Origin of the sequence: Streptomyces sp. NPDC051963 (assembly GCF_044593495.1) — a bacterium.
GTDB lineage: Bacteria > Actinomycetota > Actinomycetes > Streptomycetales > Streptomycetaceae > Streptomyces.
In genome coordinates, this window is the sequence record NZ_JBIUCC010000002.1 from 422,036 (window position 1) to 444,234 (window position 22,199).

Below are 22,199 nucleotides of genomic sequence, written 5' to 3' on the forward strand. Positions count from 1 at the left end.
GTCTGTTGGCCCCATCGATGATCGATGCCCAAGTCACTGCCCCAGAGCAGTGAACCTGGTCGGTCCTCTGAGCGCGGCCGTCGCACCGTCCAGATTCGCGAGCCGTGCGGCAAGGGTGGCCTCCGCGAGCCGGGTCGGCAGTGCCGCGCTGAACTTGAGGCCATTCAGCGCACGCGCGTCCACTGCGGGAAGGCACAGTTGATCGGCTGCCTCCGAAACGGCCTTCCTCCATTCTGCGGGCGTCACGTCCTCGCGAAGCCGGATGCAGGCGTCCGTCGGCCGCTGGAGGGGATCGGCGATCATAGTGAGTGTGGCGGCCAGGGTGGCGTTGGCCCGGTAACCGGCCCAGGTCCACCAGCGCACGTTGGTGTCACGTCCGCCCCTTACGACCACCGTCCCGTCTGGGTGGACCAGTTCCGAGCTGCTCTCCCGTGCTTGGGCGAGCGCGGTCCTGGCGCGCCCGGTGAGGGTGACCGGCGGGTCGGCGCCGAGGAGTACTTCCCGTGCCGCGCGAGTCAGTTCGTACGAGGCGGTCCGGCCGGCACCCGTTCCTCCCCAGCGCGCCTTGCCGCCGCCGTCGACCGGTTCGACGAAGCATCGCCGCCGGGACCAGTCGATGTACGTCACCTGCCAGCTCTGTCCGGCGAGGAGGAGGCGCCGAGGACCCGTCACCTCCTCGGTCAGCAGCGCGGGATTGGTCGTGCCGATCTCTGTACGGCCCGCGAGCACCGTGAATTCGGGAGCCGCGGTGAACACCGCGGTGAGGTCCATGAAGTGCCGGTAGCCGAAGCGGCGTTCCGCCTCGGGGCCGATGAAGAGCATCCCTCCGTCCTGGTCCAGGAATCCCTCCTCGACCAGGTGGCGCACGATAGGTTCGGCCGAGGCTCCGAAGGGACCGAGCCCTCCCCACCATTCCTGCCACAGCCGGTCCCCGACTCGGTGCTCCTGCAGACAGAGGGCCAGCACTTGTTGGGCGACGATGTGCCGGGGTTCCGGTGGGGCCACCACCGGCTCCACCCAGCCGCGCGACCACAGCAGCAGCAGGGCTGCCGCGCCGATCAGTCCGTCCTCGTCGACGGTGAGGAACAGGCAGTTGCGGGTGGAACCCGGCCGTCGACCCGTACGGCCAAGGCGCTGGAGGAAGGAAGCCACGGTGGCGGGTGCGTCGATCTGGATGACGCGGTCCAAGTCTCCTACGTCGATGCCGAGTTCGAGGGTGCTGGTAGAGACGATCACGCAGTCGCGTGCTTCGGCGAAGGCTTCTTCTGCCCGCCGCCGTTCATCCACCGACAGGGACGCGTGGGACAGGAACGTGGTCACGCCCTTGGTGCGCAGGCTCTCTCCAAGCTTCTCGACCTGGCGACGCGACTCGCAAAACACCAGTCGCTTCTCGCCGCGGTGCAGGGCAGCGATCACAGTGGCCGCGTTCTCCAGGGAACCCACATAGTCGACCTGGATGTCGCCGGGCGGTGGCAGCGCAGGAGATTTCTCGCGCTGGCGCGGGGCGACGACTCGCGCCGGTCGGTGCTCGCTCCCTGAACCCTGCAGCCAGGTGAGCAGGTGATCCGGGTTGCCCACCGTCGCGGAAAGCCCGATGCGTTGTACCGGTCGTCCCACGACCCGTTGCAGGCGCTCGAGCACGGCCAGCAGGTGCCATCCCCGGTCGTCCCCCGCGAAGGCGTGCACCTCGTCGACGACGATGGCCTGCAGTCCGGAGAAGAACGCCCGGTGATCGACATTGGTGCTGACCAGCATCGCTTCCAGCGATTCCGGTGTGGTCAGCAGTACGTCCGGCCGGTCCCGCAGGATCTTCTTGCGGCGCGGCTGCGACACGTCTCCGTGCCACAGTGCGGCGGTCCGCCCCAGCCAGGAGGTGTACGTCTCCAGGCGCGGCAGAAGGTTGTTCAGCAGCGCCTTCAGTGGACAGACATACAGCACCGAGGTGCCGGTCCAGTTCTCCTGCGCCATCTTCGAAAGCAGCGGGAAGGAGGCGGCCTCGGTCTTCCCGCCGGCGGTCGGGGCCAGAAGGACAGCGTCCGAGCCCTCGAGCAGCGGCTCGATGGCCTCCTCCTGGAGAAGGCGGAGCTCGGGCCATCCCAGGGTGTTGACGATGTGATGGACCAGTCCGGGATGTAACCGGTCGAGTGGTTCGGGGGCGCCGGTCATGGCAGCTCCAGCTCGATCTCGTCGGCGCTGCCTGCTGCCGCGTTGCGCTCGACCTCGCTCAACTCAGTGGCGTTCACTGTCAGCGCGTAGTGCTTGCGTGGGTCGAAGTCGTCGAATTCGTCGACCCGGTCCAGTACGTCCGCGACCAGCTTGCGCAGGAACAGCCGTGGGGCTATCCCGGCCCGCCCGCCGAGCTTGCCTGTCATGGCGGTGGCCAGCTCGGCGACATACGCGTCATCGACCCGTGCCGCGATGCGCTCAGGGTGCTTGGCCGCGCCCGCGTACAAGTTCCTTACAGAGCAGCCGAGTTCGCCGAGTCGTACGAGATCGAAGCCGGTCAGTCGCAGCTGGACCGCCCGCGGTGAGTCGAAGCGCGGATCGGTCGAGAAGTCGGTCGTCAGCCGCTGGGCGAGCGGCGGGAGCCGTTGTATGCCCTGCTGTCCGTCGTAGAAGGCGGGGGTTCCGGTGATCACCAGGAAGAGTCCGGGAAAACGGCCCGCGTCGATTTCGTCGAGAAGCTGACGCAGTGCGTTCAGCCCCTTCTCACGTACGTCGCCCCGGACCCGCTGCAAGGTCTCGATCTCGTCCAGGACCACCAAGAGCCCGGGATGCCCACAGTCCTTCAGTACGGTGAGCAGACCCTGGAGGAAGCCGAGCGCCGCGAAATGGTCCAGGTCTCCGCGTACTCCTGCGGTTCGTCGTGCGGAGGCGGCCACCGACTTCTGGCCGCCGAGCCAGGCGATCACAGCCTCGGCGGTCGCCGAATCCCCGGCAAGCGTGGCCTTGCGGTAACCGCGCAGAGCTGCTGAGAACGCCGGCGTGGTCCGGGCGACCGCGCGCAGTCGTGTCTCCAGCAGGTCCTCGACCGCCTCCTCCAACGCCTCGTTGTCCTCGGCGAGTTCGGGATGCGCCTCGTCCACCTCTTGCTCAAGGGTGTAGAACCATCCGTCGACCACCGAGCGCAGCGCACTGGCCGGTTCGGTCGCGGTGGTCAGCCGCTCGGTGAGCCGACGGTAGACGGTCTCCAGTTTGTGCAGCGGGGTTTCCGTCTCAGAGATCTGGATCTCGGCGGTGGCGAGCCCGGACCGCTTGGCCCGTTCGGCGAGCCAGCGTGCGAAGAAGGTCTTGCCGGACCCGTACTCTCCGCGAATCGCGTGGAAGGACGCGCCGCCCGATGCGATCGTGGAGATCCGCTCGTCCAGCGCGGGCGCGAAACGCTCCAGGCCGACCGCGAACAGGTCGAGCCCCGACTGCGGCACCGTCCCGCGCCGTAGCGCGTCGATGACCTCGCGGCGGCGGGCCGCACTGACCGGTGCGGCGCTCACACGCTCTCCTCGGACAGCTCGAACTGCTCGCGCAGCGTCTCGCGGTTGAGCCGGACCCTGGTCCGGGAGTCGATCAGACTGATGACCTCGTAGCCCTCGATGTTCAACAGCCGGGTCAGCACGGTCACAAGGCCCTCGGTTCGGGTGTTCGTACGGCCACCCGAACCGAGGGCCGCCGCGGCGACCGCCGCGAGCGAGAGCGTGCCGCCCGCGTGGTCGAGCGCGTCGATGACGGCGGCCACCACCTTGTGCTCCGGCGGCTTGCGGACGAACTTGCGCTGATGCTTGTAGACCGTGGTGTCGAGGATCTGCTGACCGAGCGTGAGCACGGCCTGTTCCGCCGGTGGGGTGGCGGCGGGCACCTCGACCGCGTCGTCGGCAAAGAGCTCACCTTCCTGTGGCCGTGGCTTCGGCCTGACCTTCGCTGCCCTCTTCGCCGGCTTGACAGGGATAGGCACCGGTAGGGATGTGGCTTCCGCCCCCCACCACGACGGCTGTACGGTTTCGCGTGGCAGCTCGCTCCACTCCGCGGGTGCCAGCTCTACGGACGGCGCCAGGACCAGGACCGGCACCGTCATCTCGGCGAGCGCGGCACCGCCGTAGTACCCGGCCCTGCGCGGGGTGTAGCGGATCTCCTCCGACCAGGGCACGGTGATCCGGCCGTCGTTCTCCAGCACTCGGGGTCCGGAAAGCGAGATCTCACCTTCACCGACCTCCGGCCCCGTACGCCAGCGGGCCGACTCCACGCCTTCGGCGGCGGACGGCTCGGCCTCTGTCCGGTCCAGCACATGCCCGTGATCGGAGACGAGGACCACCGGACGGCCTTGCCCACGCGCGGAGTTGAGTAGTTCGGTGAGGTATTTCACCCGGCTCACGGACCAGTCGGCGGATGCGTTCCACTGCCCGTGATCGAGACTCTCGCCGATCGTGTCCAGTACGACACCGATGATGTCGTCCGAAGCGATCGCCGCCACCAACCGCGGGTCGAGCAGTTGCCCGGCCGGTCCGGGGATCTCGGTCCGGTGGAAGAGAACCGCCGTGTGCCGGTGCTGTTTCCAGAAGGCGGCGAACCCTTCCTTCTCCTCATCCGGGCCTCCCGACACCGGCCGTCCGCACAACAACGTCGCCCGGCTGATCACCGTCACCGAAGGGATCATCGCGACGGCGGCGGCCCGCCGTCCGTCGCCGGACAGTTCGCTCCACCGCCCTGCCCCGGTCAGCTCTTCGCCGAGCTGGGCCGCGACCGCGCTGCTCATCCCGTCCAGGACGAGTACCAGCGGCGGCCGCACCTTCGCCAGCGGCAGCGCGATCGTCCGCAGTACGTCCTCGATGGGTAGCGCTCCATCGGGTTGCGCGGAGGAGGCGTGCTGGACCCATGGACCGAGCTGAGCCGCGAAAGCCTCGTCGACCAAGGCCCGCCGCCGTCGCACAGCGTCGTGCACCGAGCGATACGCCTGTGCCAGCGCGGGCTCGGCCTCGCTGTCACCCTCCCGCAACCGTGCCAGCGCCCGGTCCACCCACCCCCAGTCCGCGACATGCGCACACACTGCCTGACCGACCGAGGAGACGGCCGGTTCCGGTGCGTTCAGCCAGCGAAGCAGCCGTACTGCCATGCGTGCGAGCTCGACCCGCTTCGGGTAGAGGACGGCGGCGAGTTGATGCTCCGCCACATGTTCCCAGGCGGCCTGAGCGGCCTGCGGTCCTTCGGACAGGGCGTCGGCCAGTCCGCGCAGCCGTGTCTGGAAGCCGGAAGGAAGAAACGGGTTGCCGGCCAGCGCGGCGGTCAGATGGGCGTCGCCTGCCAGCCGGTCGGCTTGGTACAGCACATCGACGACCCGCTGCCGGGCCTCCTCGCTCTGCGGCCCACGGCCTGACGCCTCGCCGATCCAGCGGGTCAGGGTGCCTTCCACCGCTCGCGCGTAGGCGCGCAGTTCGGAGGGCCGGGATCCCAACCCGAAGACCGAGCCGAGTGCCACGGCAGCATCGGCCGACGCTGTCTCCCCGGTCATGACGGACGCCAGTACACCCAGCGCGGTGGCCTCGGCTCCCCGTCCCTGGAGCGCGAGCCGCAGCAGCACCGGCGCGGCCTCGCCCGCGCTCTGTGCCAGCCATTCGGCGATGCCCCGGCGTTCGGCCTCCGACAGTGTGGCGAGGCGCTCGGGATGGCCCGGTGTGCGGGACCAGGCCAGCAGAGCGTCGACGTCCACCGACGCTCCGCCCTCGAAGAGGCCCTCGAGCCCGAGCCGCACCCCGACCAACGCGCGCATCGCCGCGTCCAGGGTGAGCACGGTGCCGTGCTGAGGCCAGCCGCCCTGGGCCGCGTCGGGTTCTGCGTCGATCAGCGCGGACGGCAGCCACAGCCACGGATCGCGTCGCATCCGCGGGTCGAGATCGGCGGCGCCGAAGAGTTGTTTGACGATGTCGGCCTCGTTGACGGTGACGATCTGCGGGCGCACCATCTCGCCCAGCAGATCGTGGCTGATGCGTTCCTCCGGCACATCCGTGGTGACCACCAGCAAGTCCGCGTCCTCGGCGGCCAGATGGGCCTGCCAGGCGTCGGTGAGCCCGAGCACGCAGGTGGCGTGGGTGACCCGGACCTTGCGCCGTGTCCCGTCACCGACCGGCACGCTGAACTCTTCGGGCCCTTTCGCCGCGTACTTCCCGTGCACCAGCAGCAATCGCCGGCCCTTGGTGCGAGCCAGCCGGGTGGTGAGCAGCCCGGCGATGACCCGCTGGTCGAGTTCGGGCACGAGGGCTCCCATCAGAGATCACCTTCCGGCAGGCTCAAGCCATCACCTTCACCGGCCTGCGCCACCTCCCAATTGATCTTGACCTCTACGTCCGGGTGCGCGGCGGCATAGTCGCGAATCTCGTCCTGTACGTCGGTGAGAGCGCGGTTGAGCAGGTGCTCCTGCACGCGCCCACCCTCCGAGGCCTTCACCCGCCGCGAGCGACGAGGGACCGCCGACGCGCTGGTGGGCGGGGAGGGCAGTGGTGGCTGGTCGTCGACGGTGGGGCTTGCACCGCTGTGACCTGTGCCGGCACTGGGGGAGTTCACTTCGGGTCTGACGGCCGGCGGGGGAGGGAGCGGCACAGGCGCGACAGTGCTCAGCCGAGCCGCCTCGTTGATCAGAGCCACGGCCTGGCCTCGTGCCCCGTTGAGGACCGGCTTCAGGCTGGTGTCGGGCTCTTTCCTCGACGCGGCGTCCGCGATCTCCGCGAGCAGCCGCCCGGACCGGTCGGCGAGACCGTCCCCGCGGCCGGTGTACTTCCGTACGCTGTCGATCAGTTCCCAGTCGGTGTCCTCCAGCGCGTCGAGCACGTCCTGGGCCGAGGAGATCACCTTGCCCAGTTCGAAGTACGAGGTCACATACGTCGCCGCCGCCAGGTCACGGGCGAGTGGCGTCGCCTCCGGAGTCTGCTTGATCCGCGCGAGGAGGTCGGCCGCGTCCCGCACCGACTGCTCGCGTGAGGTCGGTGCCTCGCCGGTGATGCCGAGGGCGGAGCGGTAGCGGACCAGAGCCCGTCGTAGTCCACTGACGGCGTTTTCGCGCGCCTCCGCCTTGGTACGGACATCCGCCGCGAGGGCGTTGACGTTTCGGGTGTTCAGCATCGTCGGCACACTCGTGCCGAACAGAGCAGCGGCCCGCTCGTGCGCCCTGGTGTACTCCTCCTCGCTCGGCCTCTCCTGCGCCCGCAGCGCCCAGCCGGGGCCTATCTGGTCAAGGGAGGGAGCCTTCTCCGCCTTGCCGTTGTAGACCCAGGAGCGGTCCGCGAGCAGGGCATACGTCGCGAGCACCAGGCTGGAGACCAGTCGGTCCAGCCCCGTCCAGCCCAACTCGGCGATCCAGGTGCGGATTTCCTCGACTCCGAAGTCGCCCTTCGCACCGTGTTTGCCCGCCTGCTGGTCGATGTGCCGGCGCCAGTCCGTGGACACGTTCAGCGGCCCGTCGTGCACCTCGCCCAGCTCCAGCGGATGAACGATGCGTGCCACATCGCCCAGGTCTCGGCTGTCGACGACGACCCGGCGTGAACTGTCGTCCATGGCCTTGACGATCCAGCCATACGCCATCTTGAACTTCGCGGCGGTGACCGGCTTGCGGCTCTCCTGACGGTCGAAGTTCGGGTGCTTGGGATACATGGCGTCCAGCAGCCCGTCGGCGAGCTTCAGCAGGTTGTACTCGAACGCCCCGCCGCCCTGGAGCTGGGGACTGTGCCCGGCATACAGCGCGTGGACGTGCTTGCCTTCAGTGACCTGTGCGCCCAGGTCGCTCTCGTTGGCCTTGGCGATCCCGTACGCCTGCTGCAACACCTGACCCAACTGCGCGACGAGTGTTTCGCGCTGCGCCTCCAACTGATGGCGGACCCGCACCTGGTCGTCCGAACCCAGATGGGTCGCGAAGTCCTTCAAACGATCGCGGTCCAGCAGGTAGTTGGTTTTCAGCAGGCGGCCGAGTTGGGTACCCCGTTGGCCGGAGACGAAGGACGGCAGCCAGATGACGGTCGCCGCGTCTGGCTTCTCCCGCTGTAGGCGGTAGACCCGGATCTCGCCCGCGCTGGGTCCGACCTTGTCGTCCTCGTCGAAGGGATAGTCGATGACGAAGCGGATCCGGTCAGGGGTGGACGGCTCGAACTGCGCGTCGGGCAGGATCTGGGGGTCGCGTACGTTCTCGAAGACGAATTCGGCGATCCGGCGCGTTCCGTGCCAGACGATCTCACGGTCGGCGACGAGTGTGCCGTTGTCGGCGATCCTCAATTCCCGCCACAACCACTCCTGCACCCACCGCTTGCGTGCCCCGAGAGTGTCCTTCTCACCGACACTGTCCAGGATCGGCTCCACGTCCAGATCGGACAGATGCAGCGTGAACACCGGGTCCAGATCATGACCGTCGCTGCGCAGCTCTCCGGGGAACTCCGCCTGAAGCTCCTGCATCCGCCTGACCACGATCCGGTCCTCCTGACCGGTACGCGAGCGGATCGACCCGTGGTTCAGCGCGTTCAGCCGCGGTCCGGTCAGCCGGGCAAGAGCCGGCACCTCGGGTGCGAGATAGGCGAGCAGCATCGTCTTGACGAAGCGTTCGTCGGCCTTGTACTTGGTGTCCTCGGCGGACCCGTACTTCTGTAACAGGTGGTTCTTCACCTTGCCGTGGAAGCGTGTCGCCGCCTCGGCCTCGCTGCGCAGCCGGTCGGTGAACGCCTCACCCATCCCCTCGGCCAGCACGTCCCACAGGTCGCCCAGTGGGATCAGCTCGCCGACCTTCATGTCCTCGCGCCGTTGATAGAGCATCTGTTGGAGCAGCTTGAGACCCGTGCGTTCGCGCTGGAGTGCGCCGGAGAGGGCCACCAGGACGTTGAGGAGGACGGGTGAGACGGGGTAGAGCGCTTTGAAGTCCTTCCAGTCGGCGTGGGTGACGCCATTGGCGTCGAGGAGTACGTCACGTACCGACTGGTTCGAGGTCTCGATCCGGGCGAACGCCGCTTCGAGGGCGGCTTTCGCCGCATCGTCCTTGGGCTTGAGGACGCGCTCCTTGATGATCTCGGGAAGGTTGCGGTCCTCCAGACTGATCGGGTCGATGCGCCCTGCCAGGTACTTGACCTGCTGTTCGAGGTTCTTCGCCTCGGCGCCGACCGCGTCCGACCCGATCAGCTCGGACAGGTCGCGCTGGCGGGAGATGAAGGAGACGACAGGCAGCGCCCGTCCGCCCGTACCCGACTCGATCAGCTTGACCAGCTTGTTGACCTCGTCGTTGACGAAGGTCCGCTCGCGCAGGTGAGCCTGGAGCCAGAGGATCAGCTCGTCGAGGAACAGGATCAGACCGTCGTAGCCAAGGGATTTGGCGTGCCGGCTGATGATGTCCAGACCGTTCTCCAGCGGCAGGAAGGCGTTCTTCGCGCCCAGAGCGCCACGGGAGTACGAGGAGTACGGACCGGACAGCAGCGCGGACGCCAGCCATTCGCGGACCTTGGGTTCAGGGGAGACGGCCAGGGCCTGGTCGAGGAGAGCCGGTGTCCAGACCGCCGGGGCCTCCTTGACGTCGAGGTCGACCAGGTCGTCCTCGTCGTCGGCTGCCGGAGTCTGTTGTGCGGGCGCCGTCTCCTCTTTCGGCAGCGCGGGGTTGCCGAGCCAGCGGACGAACTGCTCGTCGTCGGCGAAGAACTCCCGCTGGCGCCGGGCATCGTCGAACATCGCGTCAGCCCGGTAGACCGGCGGCACCGGTGCGTCCGGGTGCAGTTGGCGGACTGTGCGGACATAGCCGCCGAGGATCGCTGAATCGAGATCGGTCGCGCCGACCAGGTGGAACGGCACCATCAGGAACTTCCGGTCCCGCAGCCACGCGTCATGATCCGCGATGATCGGCTGGAGCGTCGGTTTGGCGCGGGCGGCCGGGTCGTTCGAGAGGATCGCGTGCAGCACGGTCATGAAGTGGCTCTTGCCGGAGCCGAAGGAGCCGTGCAGATAGGCGGCGTCGGACGACCCTGCCCGGACGGACGCCTCGACGATCTTCAGCGCGCGGCGCAGCGCCTGTTCCAACTGAGGGGTGACTACGTACTCGTTGACACGCTTGGCGGTCTCGTCGAAACCGCCCGACAGCTCGATCTTGAACGACCCGGCACGGACCACCTCGGACAGGTCCAGTACGTCGCGGAGATAGAGTTCGCCGCTGCCGCTACTCATCGTCTTCCACCGTCTCCGTCGTGACCGTTGTCGTCTTCGCTGGTGTGGCTGCCGCCTTGCGCGCCCGGGTCTTCTTCACCGGGCGCCAGTCGCCGAGCGCGGCCGGGGTGAGCTGTGCGCTCGCCAACTCCCCGTCCAGGAAGCTCTGGAACTCCTCGGCGGCCGACTCCTCACCCCACTCCTCGTCGACCTCTCCGAACCACTGGCGCAGCCAGGGCATGAGCTCCGCGATCCCGGCGAGCAGCGGTACGAGCCGTTCGGTCGGCCAGTCCTGCTGCTTGCGACGCTCGCTGACGATGTTCAGCAGAGCGCTCGCCTGATCACGCTGGTCCCAGCCCGCCCAGCCGAGGAGGAGGGTCGGGTCGGAGTCGGGGTTCGCGTCCGGGTAGGAGACGAAACGCTCCTTGGGTACGTCGAGTTTTCCGCGGTTCGACCAGAAGGACTGCTTGGTGAAGTCGGCGGAGGTGTACTTCGGCGGCACGGGGATGTTGAGCCGCTCCCCGGTACGGTCCTCCTCACGCTGCCGCTCCCAGACGTCCTCCCACTGCGCCCGCTTGCGCAGGCCGGTGTCCTTGTACCGGTACGCGGCGAGGTACGGGACGTGCTCGGCGTCCACCACGTCGGTCAGGACCTGGGCGAGGGAGAGATTCGGTTTGCCGAGGTGGAGGGCGTAGAGGTGGGCCGTGTTCAGGATGGCTTTCGCATCGGGCAACTTTTCGAGTTCGTCGGCGAGTTGAGCGATCGTGAGGGTGCGGGGCTGCTCGAAGTCGTTGAGGACGTGGAACCAGAGTGACTTGTCCTCACAGCGGTCGAGCAACCAGGTGCGGAGCGCGGCCTTTTCGCGTTTTTCCCAGGGGTCGGTGGCCCAGCGTCGCTTGCACTCGGGGCGCTCGATGAGGGCGAGGTCGCGGCGGGTGGAGATGGTATCTATTCGGGCCTGGACTATGGCCTGGTACCAGTCTGGCCAGTGGGCTGGAATCTCGGTGACGGGGGTGGATCGGTGCCGCTCGAACCAGGCGGTCTTCAACTCTCCGGCGGCCTGCTTGCGCGCGAGGACGATCTCGAACGCGCGCTCCCCGAGCTTGACTTGGGGGATGGTGGTGGAGGGGGCGGTGAGGCGGGCCTTCTCGACGTGGGTGAGGAGGCCGTAGGAGTGGTAGACCTCCCAGTCGAGCTCCTCTTGGAACGCGATCATGCGCTGTCGGGTAAGGGTCCAGGCGTCGTGGGCGGCGTCGAGACGGGCGCGGGTGGGCGGCTCGTCGGCGGCGCAGATGGCGGAGGGGGCGTAGGTGGCGAGCTCCTGGGCGAGGGCGTCGAGGGAGCGGCCGAGCTCAGCAGGCAGCACCGGCGGGAGGGGGAGTCTCTCAACTTTCCCAGCGGTAAATTGATACCGTTCCTCCCACGGCTCATCCTGAATCCCTCTTCCTATGCCTCCCCCTGCTTTCGGCTGACTCACTTTCTTGAGCCAGAAACACGCGGTAGAGCTATTCAAAATCCCAAGAAGCGGGAAGTGCTTTTCAATGTCGGCGGATTTTAGTTTAATCACAGGCGCCGACCGATTGAATAGCTTACCCCCTCTGTCTAGAGCGCAATGGAAATGTGTAGAAATGTCGGAGAAGGTGAGTGACAGTGGAGATTTCAACTTACTTGAGTAATTCTCCATGTGTTCATACCAGGGGCGCCCCTTGTCTGATAAGGTTTTCCCGAAGGTTGTCCTGCCCTTAAGTCTAGTTCTATATATCCAGAGGGGTCTGGTTGGCAGCCAATGCCCCTTGTTAACTGGTGTCTTTTGTGCACTATCGGCGTATGGGACCCTGATCAAGGTCGGCGAGATTGCTAGGAAATCGCGAACAAACTCTCCGGTTACGAGCGTCTTTACGTACTGCTGCTCGCCTAGTCGTTGAGCTGTCTGCGGGTCGGGCAGGATCCATGCAGCTTCTTCCCCTGCATCCGTTGTGCGGCCAATTGCGTCGGTTTGAATCTTTAGATCTTCCTTTATCGTGTTTAATCGTGCGACGAGATCGGCGGCGCCGCCGCCAGCCAATGACCAGGGATGGTCAGCCAGGCGCGACCGGGGGAAGTCCTCTACGCTGATCCACGGGGACTCGCTGCTGAGGTCGCCAATCTGCGCCTTGATGGCACTCCAGACGAAACCTTCGGCCGCATCGTCAGGTTGGCCCGGCTCATCTTGAATCCCGAGAGCTACTCGTGTCGAGTCCCCCTGGTGCGCAATTCGATTGCGACCGATTAGAATAACTGTTGGTGTTCCGTGTCCAGGGATATGGGCACCTGCAGTGTCGATCACATGGGTCAAGTCGACAGTCTGGTGGAACCAAGGGATCAGTTTCTTTCCGAAGTCACGCTTCATGAATCCATTTGCAGTGATCTGCCCGGTGAATCCAGCGTGTCGATCTGATCCGCTTGATCGAGTTGCCAATTGAAAAATTCGCTGGGCGAATGGCACGGAGAGGTGGTAGCTGCCGGAACATGTTTCGTAGGCAGCGCGGTAGTTTTCGTTTTCCTGCTCATCTTCGACGGGGATGTACGGCGGGTTACCGACAACCACGTGGTACGTGTCCCGAGTCAGCAGGTCGCATCGTTGCGCGTAGTCCTCGATGTCCTCGGTCCGGTAGTGGAAGACCTCCTGGGAGGAGAACAGGTCCTCGCTCTCCCGCTTCGGTGCCCCGCGACCGTGCAGTAGCGAGTCCCCTACCGCGATGTTGATCGGGAACTCTCGCAGTGCATCCAGCAGCCGCCTTTCCGGCGCTTCTTCCGCTGCCTTCAGCACCGCCACCAGCAGCCGGAACCGTGCGATCGCCACCGCGAACGGGTTCTTGTCGCAGCCGTGGACCGAAGCCAGCGCGCGCCGGATCAGCGTCCACTCGTCCGCTATCTTGTCCGCGTCCCGCCACTTCTCCAGTAGCCGCTCGAACATCCCCAGCAGGAAGTGCCCCGACCCGCACGCCGGGTCGATCGTCCGCAGCCCCGCCGGGAGTTCGCGTATCTCGCCGTGCCCGTCGCGTATCTCGACGACCGGCACAAGTCCGAACTCCGCCACCGCCGGTTCCAGCGTCAGATCGAGGATGAACTCCTCCACGAACACCGGGGTTTGGAGGAGCGCATACGTCTTGCGGGCGTGTTCGCTCAAGTCCTGATACAGGTCGCCCAGGAAACGAGTGTCCAAGTCCTCATCCACGAACTTGTGGACGATCTCACCGTCCGCCCCGACCCGCCGCCAGAACTTCAACAGCCCCGTCGCCGCCTCGTACGACGGCTCGATCTCCCACATCGGGTTGTGCGCCCGGTCGAAGAGGCCCGCGACCGTCGGGTTGGTCCCGGCCAGGTGGTCGAAGGCCGCGGTGATCCAGTCGCGGTCGTTCTTCTCTGGGTTCGCGGCGAAGAACGCTGCGTCGTGGTCCTCCGCGTCCTTGAGACGTTCGCCGATGCCTGCTAACCAAGGCCGGGCGATGAGGCCGTTGTCCTCGCAGAAGCGTACGAAGACGCAGCCGAGTACCCACGCCGCCGCGACCTGCGTGACCCGCTCGTCCCGCCACGCCTCGTACGTCGCCGCCGTACGCCCTGCGCCGTACGCCCTCCCGTACTCGGCGCCCAACTGCTCCCGGTACTCCTCCACCGACTCGCTGCGTGCCCGTAAGTCGTCCTCCAGGACCGCGACCTGCTTGCGGAGGTCCTTCAGTAATCCGTCCTTGCCACTGCCGCGTGCACCCACTGTGCTTATCCCCCTTGATATGCAGCCAAGTTCTTCAGGAAGTCCTCGGTCAGCACCACGCGTTCCGCGTCGCCGCCGGTCACCTCCACCGTGCGTCCGTCCAACTCCGGTGCGCCGTGCGCGTTTTGCGTGGGGGTGAGCAGCCACAGTCCGTGGGGTCGGCCGCCCGGTTTGCGGGCCTCCCGTTGGAGGCCCACCAGTAGTTCGTGGCCGCCGGCGGAGTAGTAGTGACTGAGCAGTCCGGACGTATGGATGAACACAATCGTCCCCGGCTCTCGCCCAGCCGCTTCCTCCAGCCGCTCCGCGACCCTGGGCCATACCCGCACCACGAACGACCGCAGTCCGCCCGGCAGTTCACCGCTCCTCGTGTACCGGGTGTCCGCGCCCAGCACCTTGGACCAGTCCGTACCGTGCTCGCCGGCCAGCGCCCGGAACTCCTTCAGGAAGACCCGCGCCAGATTCACCGAAAGCACCGGGAACGCACTCGCGATCGCCTCTGACACCGATCCGTTCTCGCTCCGCATCCGCTTGACCGCGACGTTCAGAGCGAGGAAACCGCCCTCCCGCACTGCGGAGTTGAGCTTCTCCGCGAGCAGAACCCCCGGCTCCCGTCCCGCCCCCGCCCTCGCAGCCTGAGCCCGGGCGGTCGCCGTCACCGTTCCTGTGGAGGACGAGTACAGCCAGCTGCTGCCGCTGCCCACCGGCGCGACCGGAATCGGCGGCTTGAAACGCTGCTCGGCCGTCTCGTACGCCAGCGGGAAGCCGGCCTTCTGCAGCGCGTCCTCGACCTCGACATACGTGGGCTTGCCCAGAGCCATCTCGGGGAAGCGCGAACGCAGCCGGGCCAGCAGCCCGTCCAGGCTGATGCCGACCTCGCGGCGTACTCCGGCCGCGGCCTGCGAGATCTGCAAGGCCCGCCACAGCTCCAGTGACCTGGGGTACACCTCAAGGCGCGGTGAGGCGGCCGCCTCCGCCGACGTCGCCGCCGCGAGGGTGACCAGCCGAGCGTCGGGCAGCGGGTCCATGCCCTCGGGTGTACTCACGGCACGCAGGTCACGCAGGGCCGCACTCCGGTCGGGAAGGGGATCGGTGGCGACGATCCTCGCGGCCGCGTCGCCCAACGCCATGGCGTACGCGGCGAGTTCATCCGACGTCGGGTCGTCGGAGCCGTCCAGCGACTCCAGGGCCACCATCAGCCGCCCGCGGCGCCGAAACTGTGCGAGTCGGGGCTCGTGCTCCTCGTCGCGGCCGGTGAGCAGCGTCTCGGCGGTGACCGCCGCCCGTACGACGGCGAGCGCGGCGGCCTCCGTACCCTCGTTCGTCTCGCTCTCCGAACCGTGGCCGGCGGCGAGCACCCGGGCCAACTCGCGGGCGGTCATCACACGCCCGGCGTCTCGAACCGCGTCGACCAGTTCACCGCACAGGATGTCCATCCAGCCAGCCCCGGCCCAGTCACCGATGGCTGAGCCGAGGTGCCTGGAGACCGTGTACTCGGAGGCTTTGACCGTTGCCGCGACCTGTCGGTTGGTCGGCCAGGCACCGATTTCCGAGTTGCCGTCGAGCCCGAGCCAGGCAGCGACGACTTGCGGCCGCTTGTTGTCCTTGCGGCCTGCCGGGTCCGGATTGAGGAGGGCCGCGAGCCGCTCCACGTTCTGCCGGGCCTCGTGCTGCGCGCTGAGCTTGTCGTCGGTGACCGGCCCGACAGCCTCGACCGGCTTTACCGGGACGGCAAGCGTGGCCTTGGGCTTCTTCGGGCGGAGCGCCATCGTCCACTGTCGGTGGCGCCGGTTGAGCTCCTTCTTCACGACCGCGCCGATTCCGCGCTTGTTACGGAATCGGGGCAGCGGTACGTCGAGCAGCTCGCCGACCGTCACCGCGCCGAGTTCCTCGGCCACCGCCGCCGCCCGCTCGGTCAGTCCCGCGTCCCTGAGCGTGGTGGAGAGCTTCGCCTTGTCCGCGTACACGTCGCGGATGTCGTCCTCGGACAACCCGTCAGGCAGCCCGCCGACGCCGAGGAGCGTCACCGTGTCCGTCGTCGGAGGAGGCTGGGTCCGATCGGCGGCGGTGAAGATCGCCCGCCAGGCGTCCCGCATCTGCCGCAGGGTCTCGAATCGGCGGTTGACGTCCCGGTGCAGGGCCCGCTCGAAGAACGTCTCGAGTCCCGGACGCAGTACGACTATGAAGGTGTCGGAGGCGAGAAGCGGCGTTTCGTCCTTCATGGCGGTCAGTGGATCGTCGGTGCCATTGCCCCAGGTCGGACGCTCGGCGGCGGCCATTTCATGGAGCACGACGGCGGCTGCGTACCGCTCCGCGTAGTCGTCGTACCCAGGTCGCCGTGCGTCACCCAGGAACGGGTCGAGGTAGCCGCGGGTGCCCGCCTTGATGTCCCGGTCGGAGACGGCAGCCAGAGAGAAGTCGAACAGCATCAGTTGCTGCTCGCCGTCGTCCCTGACCTTGATCCCGAGGTTGTCGGGCTTCAAGTCGCGGTGGCGCATGCCTCTGGCTGCCAAGTCGTCCAGCGCCGTGAAGAAGTCCTCGCCGAAGGACGCCAACTCCTCGTAGCCCAGCGGTCCGTGGCTGCGCAGCCGTCGGCCCAGCGTCTCGGGGCCCGCGTACTCCAGGGCCAGTACGCTCCGGCCGGCGAGGGTGCGCGGACCCTCGTACAGTTTGACGATGCGGCCGCTGCTGACCTGCTTCAGGGCTGACGCCTCGGAGTCCAGACGCTCGTTCTTCTCCGCGTCCAGCGCGACTTTGAGGACCCGTTCCTCGTCCTTCCTGCGCCCGCGTTCGTCTTCGCTGACACGGGTCACATAGAGGGCGCGAGCGGTCGCGCCCGTGCCGAGCACCCGCTCCACCGTCCAGTTGCCGTCGACGGCCTGCCCGGGGGTGGCGTCGAGAGGATCGGCCTCTACGGCGATGGCCTGGGCGGCATTGGTCTGCTCGGCTTCGTCGAGCCGGGAGAGGAAGGCGTCGGCGGAGTCAAGGCGGTCGTCGACCGATGCTCGGGTGGCGGCGTACACCAGCTCGTCGAGACCGGAGTCGACGGCGTCACTGACCGCGTACATGTGTAGTCCGCCGTCCGCCTGAAGTCGTTCCTTCAGGGCGGTACGGGTTTCCGCGGGCGGCATCCCCGTCAGGATGTGGTGGGCGACGGCTCCGAGGCCGAAGACGTCCAGGTCCACCGGGTCGGGGAAGTCGGCGTCGGTCTCGGGCGCGAGGTAGCACTGGGCCGCGTCCTCGATGTGCTCTCCGGTGAAGGAGGACTCGCCGAGCGAGCGCAACGAGGTGGTGTCGAAGTCGCGGGCGGAGGCCTGCCAGTCGATGATCCGCAGGACCGGGTTGCTGCCGTTGTCCCGCGCGCTGACGTAGATCGAGCGGGCGGCCAGAGCGCGGTGGTAGAGCGATCGGCGGTGGGCGTAGCGGACGGCTTCGGCGAGTTGGCGGACCATGTCGCGGCGTATCGCGTCGGTCAGCTTCGGGCCGTGCACGGCAAGGTAGTTGTCCAGGCGCAGATCGCTCTCGCGGTGCCGGAAGAGGATGGCCGGACCGCCCTGGTGCTGGCGGAGGGCGACGGCCTGGGCTATGCCGCGGTGGGTGATGCCCTGGAGTACCTGGTACTCGCGTTCCGCGGCTCGGGAAGCGGAACGACGCTGATCCTCGCTGGCTAACTGTTCGACGAGATAGACCCGGACCCGGCCCTCCTCGTGGATCATCTCCTTGCGCTCCGCGAGCCGGTCCTCCCAGGTGGGGCCCGCGTCCAGAGGGCGGGAGGAGAGCTTCCAGCCGTCTCCGAAGTCGAGGTGGGCGGTGGAGGCCCGTACGCCGATCTTCTTCATCAGGGCGGGCAGGTGGCGGGCGAAGTTCTCGGTGATCCGCCAGTTCTCCCGTTCCGGCGGGAGGCTCAGGAAGTCGTCCCAGATGCCGGGCAGTCCCGTCGTGGAGCCATCGCGCCCGTACACGTGAGTGCGCTGCACCGTGTCCAGCTCGCTGTCGAGCAGGGGATCGGAGAGGAAGACGGCCGGATCGATGCGCGGAATCCGTTCCCCCGGGCAGATCTCGCGGGCGGCTTCCTGGAGGCGGGACTTGAGTTCCTTGGACTTCAGGTCGGTGAGGTGCAGCGGATTGCGGATCGTGCGGATCCGGCCGTCGGGTGCGTGGAAGCTCCAGGTGTCACCGCTGTTGACGACACGGCCCGGATGCCCCTTCAGCTCGACCAGGTACAGGCCGCGGGGTACGGCGATGAAGAGATCGCACTCGTTGATACGGCCGCTCATGGCGGTGAAGGAGAAGGTCGCACAGCCGTAGTGCGGGGCCGTGACGGGCATCCGCTGCTTGATGTGATCGAGGGCCGTCTGCTCCCAGGGGAACGGTGACGGCTGCGTCTGATACCAGCGTTTCACCTGAGGTGGACCGGGCCTGGGAGTCGCCTGGCCGACTGATGCCGCCGCCACCGTTCACCGCACCTTTCATCTGCCCGATCCACGCGTCTGTCGATGTGATCCGTGGGGAGCATGATGAGATGCGGTGAATCGCGGCCTGGTCATATCGTCAGACAAGCGAATGGGTCATTTTGTCAGGTGGGCGGCGCCGTGCGGTCTAGTGATTCGGCCATTCTGTGGCTGGTATGCCATACGTGATGGCGTATCCATCTACGATCAAGTGGCTTTTGAATAGGTGTAGTTGGGGGAGATGGGCATGGCTGGGACGGCGCGGCGACGAACTGTGTTCTTCTTCGAGATCGTAGAAGCCAAGGACGGCCAGCCCCGCATGGAGCCCCAACCATGGAGAGAGTTCCTCGACCGCGTCGCTGTCTCGGAGCCGCACGAGCGGATCGTGCGCAGCGCGGACGATCAGTTGGTCGGCATCGTGGACCCTGCCACCGTGGCTGACCATTTACAGCTCGCCAAGATCACCGGTGAGGTGCCGCACCAACTCGACCACAACAACGGCACCATCGAAGCCCTGCAACTCGCGGCCGGCACGGACGTCGTCCACGTAACCACCCTGTGCTTCCTGCCGTTCGGGAACATCATCGGGGCCCTGCACGGCGGTTTCTCCGCCCCACGGGTGAGCGCGATCACCAAGTGGCTGAACGGGATCGGACTTCCGTGCGGCGAGGTCGTACTCAAGCCGGTCATTCACGCGCGGGCTCGTGAGAAGCTCAACCGCATCGAGGCGGTGTCGGAGTTCACAGTGCAGCTCGAAGGTGCCCCGGCGGACACGGTCAGTGCCTTGAGCGCGCGAGGTGACCTCGCGGACTCGTTGCGGAGCTTCGGGCAGCGTCATCCCGACACCTCCATCACGCTCTCGCTGAAGGTTCCCAGGCGCGGGGGACGGCTGAGCAAACTCCGCAGGAACCGTGCCGCCACCCAACTGCGCAGCGATGTACTGCAGTTCATTCCCGACCTCGATGAGTGGATGGACGAGTCGGGTGTGGTGCGCTCGGTCAGCGGCCAGGTCGCCATCCGGGACCCACACCGACAATCCCTGGAGTACGAGTCGCTCGACTTCCTGGCACACCGCATCACGGCGCAGTGCGATGTGCCGATCGCGTTCACCGACGGCAGGTCTGTCGATCTGCACTACGCCGTCGACGCGATCTTCGCCGCGGCCCGTACGCATGAACGTGCGCTCCAGGAAGCCTGTCAGTAGGGCCGCTAACCTGAGCAGCAGCGCAGGAGTTGGGGGCTGACGTGCTGGATTGGCTGTGGCGGCGATGGGTGGGGCGGCCGACGGTGGACTGGGTCCTCGTGCTGTCGGTCACCGGCGTGCATGCAGCGGTTGTGCAGATCGCGGGTGGCGGGGATGTGCTGGCCTGGCCCGACAGGGAACAGAGGATCGCTGCCTACACCGCGACGGCGACCGTCGCCGCCGTCGTCGGCAGCTTCATCACCGCGGCCGTCACCCTGTACGCCGCATCCACCGGGCAACGTATGCGCACGCTGCGCACGCATCCGGTACAGGGGCCGCAGTTCCGCCGGAACTGGATGAGCATCCTCAGTGCGACGCTGGTGATCTCAGGGCTGTGCCTGCTGGCCATCATCCTCGACACGACGCAGCGGGACCCGGGCGGGGCACACTGGTTGGCCGAAGTGGCCATAGCCCTGGGGGTGGCGCGGGCGACCCGACTGGTGTGGCTGTTCGGCAGAGTCATCGCGGGGGGCGATATCGATCTCGCGGATGTCACGCTCACTCCGTCGGGGCCGGCCCCGACATCGCCGCCGGTGTCGGTGCGGCGGCCGGGAGTGTGAGAGGTGTAGGGGCGGAGCCTCTGCGCATCCGGAAGGGGAATCCGCTGTGTACCGCTTTGGAGCCGGTCTCCTAGTTCTGACCTGGGAACACTGCCAAGATGAGCATGGATCGACAAGGGCCGCCAAGATCCTCAAAGGACTCATAATCCGTCGGCCGTGGGTTCGAGTCCCACCCGCCCCACCACGCACTCTTCGTGCAGAAACGATGCGACCTGCTGGGGGGCGGCCGCTTCATGGACCTCGACGATGAACGCTTCCGTCGTGTGCCGGGCTCAAGTGCAGGGGATACACGGACGGTTCACCGGACCGAGGACGCGCCTTCGAGATGGCCGGTGCGGCTGCGTCGCTTCGGCTATGTGTCGCCCCTGTGGACCAGTGCGCGGGAGCGTCTTGTACCGCCGTTCCCGGGGCCGCCGGTCCAGCTGTGGCGGCTGATCGGACTGCCGCCCGCTGTCGCGGAACGTCTCGCCGGGGCGACCGGCTGGCTGGGGCCGCTGCTGGTGGCCGCCTTCGCCGGGGTGATCCGCTTCTGGCGGCTCGGCCGGCCGCATGCCCTGCTCTTCGACGAGACGTACTACGCCAAGGACGCCTGGTCGCAGCTGCGGCTCGGCTACGAAGGGGTGTGGCCCGACCGCAAGATCGCCGACCCGCAGGTGCTGGCCGATCCACAGGTCATCCCGCTGTCGGAGACGGGCGCGTTCGTCGCCCATCCGCCGATGGGCAAGTGGGTCATCGCGGCCGGTGAATGGGCATTCGGCCTCGACCCGTTCGGCTGGCGCTTCGCCACGGCCGTGCTCGGCACGCTGTCGGTGCTGATGCTGTGCCGGATCGGCCGACGCCTGTTCCGCTCCACCTACTTGGGGTGCCTGGCCGGGCTGCTGATGGCGGTGGACGGACTGCACTACGTCCTCAGCCGTACCGCGCTGCTCGACCTCATCGTGATGTTCTTCGTGCTGGCCGCCTTCGGCTGTCTGCTGCTCGACCGGGACCGGGCACGCGCCCGGCTGGCCGACCGGGGAAGCATGGGGTGGCGGCCCTGGCGCTGGGCGGCGGGGGGCTGTCTGGGGCTTGCGGCGGCGACCAAATGGAACGGCTGGTACTTCCTGGTCGCCTTCACGGCGCTGGCCCTGCTCTGGGACGTCGGCTCCCGCCGCGTCGCCGGAGCCCGGCACCCCGTCCGGGCGGTGCTGCGCAAGGACCTGGCCCCCTCGCTGGCATCCCTCGTACCGGCCGCTCTGGCCGCCTATCTCCTCACCTGGACCGGATGGTTCGCCTCCGACCAGGGGTACGGTCGTCACTGGGCGGACGGCCGCGGCGGCCCGTGGGCGTGGATCCCCGCACCCCTGCGCAGCTTCTGGCACTACCAACACCAGGTCTACGAGTTCAACGTCGGCCTGGACGCCTGGCACCGGTACAAGTCGAACCCGTGGAGCTGGCCGGTCCTCGGACGCCCCGTGCCCGTGGACTTCCACTCCTCGGCGCAGGGCCAGGACGGCTGCCGGGCGGCCGCCGGCTGTGCCCGGGAGATCATCGCGCTGGGGACGCCGCTGCTGTGGTGGACGGCCTGTTGCGCCCTCGTCTATGTGCTGTACCGGTGGGCGCTACGACGGGACTGGCGGGCCGGCGCGATCCTGTGCGCGGTGGCGGCGGGATGGCTGCCCTGGTTCCTCTACCAGGACCGCACCACCTTCTCCTTCTACGCGATCGTCTTCCTGCCCTACCTGTGCCTGGCCGTGGCCATGATGGCGGGCGCCATGGCCGGACCGCCCGGGGCCGGCCGACGACGCCGTGTCCGGGGCGCGGTGAGCGTCGGCGCACTCACCCTGCTGATCGTGTGGAACTTCATCTACTTCTTCGCCATTTACGCCGGCGTGAGCATTCCCTACGACTCGTGGCAGGCCCGTATGTGGCTCGGCTCGTGGGTGTAGAGCACCGGACGCAGGCTCCGTCGTCGGCCATGTCCATGGCACATTTACACTTGCGCCTGCGCGTCGGTCCCGTCCCTGCGGGAGGGCGACGCGGTCTCTGGGGGGACCGGCGGGAGTGATCCC

Annotated in this window: 9 protein-coding genes; 3 read left to right on the forward strand and 6 right to left on the reverse strand. The window is 67.5% G+C overall.

The genetic code is table 11. The features are described from left to right. Positions 1–33: 33 nt before the first annotated feature. From ACIHFB_RS08425 to pglW, 6 genes are read right to left on the reverse strand one after another with little or no spacing between them, the layout of a single operon-like run. Positions 34–2,166, reverse strand: coding sequence for a DEAD/DEAH box helicase (locus tag ACIHFB_RS08425; RefSeq protein WP_400125976.1), 2,133 nt, complete (start codon positions 2,164–2,166; stop codon positions 34–36). Then, positions 2,163–3,491 carry a BREX system ATP-binding protein BrxD gene (gene brxD / locus ACIHFB_RS08430; protein WP_400125978.1) on the reverse strand — a complete coding sequence of 443 codons (1,329 nt, stop codon included), beginning with the start codon at positions 3,489–3,491 and terminating at the stop codon, positions 2,163–2,165. Before brxD ends, ACIHFB_RS08425 begins: the two co-directional genes overlap by 4 nt. Next, positions 3,488–6,253: a BREX-2 system phosphatase PglZ gene (gene pglZ / locus ACIHFB_RS08435; protein WP_400125980.1), complete on the reverse strand. Its 2,766-nt coding sequence runs from the start codon at positions 6,251–6,253 to the stop codon at positions 3,488–3,490. The genes brxD and pglZ overlap by 4 nt, the downstream gene beginning before the upstream one ends. Beyond that, positions 6,253–10,167, reverse strand: a complete 3,915-nt coding sequence (locus tag ACIHFB_RS08440; RefSeq protein WP_400125981.1) for a PglY protein — start codon at positions 10,165–10,167, stop codon at positions 6,253–6,255. The genes pglZ and ACIHFB_RS08440 overlap by 1 nt, the downstream gene beginning before the upstream one ends. Beyond that, positions 10,160–13,897: a BREX-2 system adenine-specific DNA-methyltransferase PglX gene (gene pglX / locus ACIHFB_RS08445; RefSeq protein ID WP_400125983.1), complete on the reverse strand. Its 3,738-nt coding sequence runs from the start codon at positions 13,895–13,897 to the stop codon at positions 10,160–10,162. Before pglX ends, ACIHFB_RS08440 begins: the two co-directional genes overlap by 8 nt. Positions 13,898–13,902: 5 nt before the next feature. Beyond that, entirely contained in the window at positions 13,903–18,348 is a 4,446-nt protein-coding gene (pglW, locus tag ACIHFB_RS08450) for a BREX system serine/threonine kinase PglW (protein ID WP_400125985.1), read from the reverse strand. A gap of 244 nt (positions 18,349–18,592) precedes the next feature. On the opposite strand from pglW, the gene ACIHFB_RS08455 reads away from it, so the two are divergent. From ACIHFB_RS08455 to ACIHFB_RS08465, 3 genes are all read left to right on the forward strand, one after another. Continuing rightward, positions 18,593–19,549, forward strand: a complete 957-nt coding sequence (locus tag ACIHFB_RS08455) for a hypothetical protein (RefSeq protein ID WP_400125986.1) — start codon at positions 18,593–18,595, stop codon at positions 19,547–19,549. A gap of 41 nt (positions 19,550–19,590) precedes the next feature. Then, on the forward strand, positions 19,591–20,148 hold the full coding sequence (locus tag ACIHFB_RS08460) for a hypothetical protein (RefSeq protein ID WP_400125988.1): 558 nt from the start codon (positions 19,591–19,593) through the stop codon (positions 20,146–20,148). Between the two features lie 233 nt (positions 20,149–20,381). After that, positions 20,382–22,076 (forward strand): dolichyl-phosphate-mannose--protein mannosyltransferase, encoded by a 1,695-nt coding sequence (locus tag ACIHFB_RS08465; RefSeq protein WP_400126753.1) that lies wholly within the window; start codon positions 20,382–20,384, stop codon positions 22,074–22,076. The last annotated feature ends 123 nt before the right edge of the window (positions 22,077–22,199 follow it).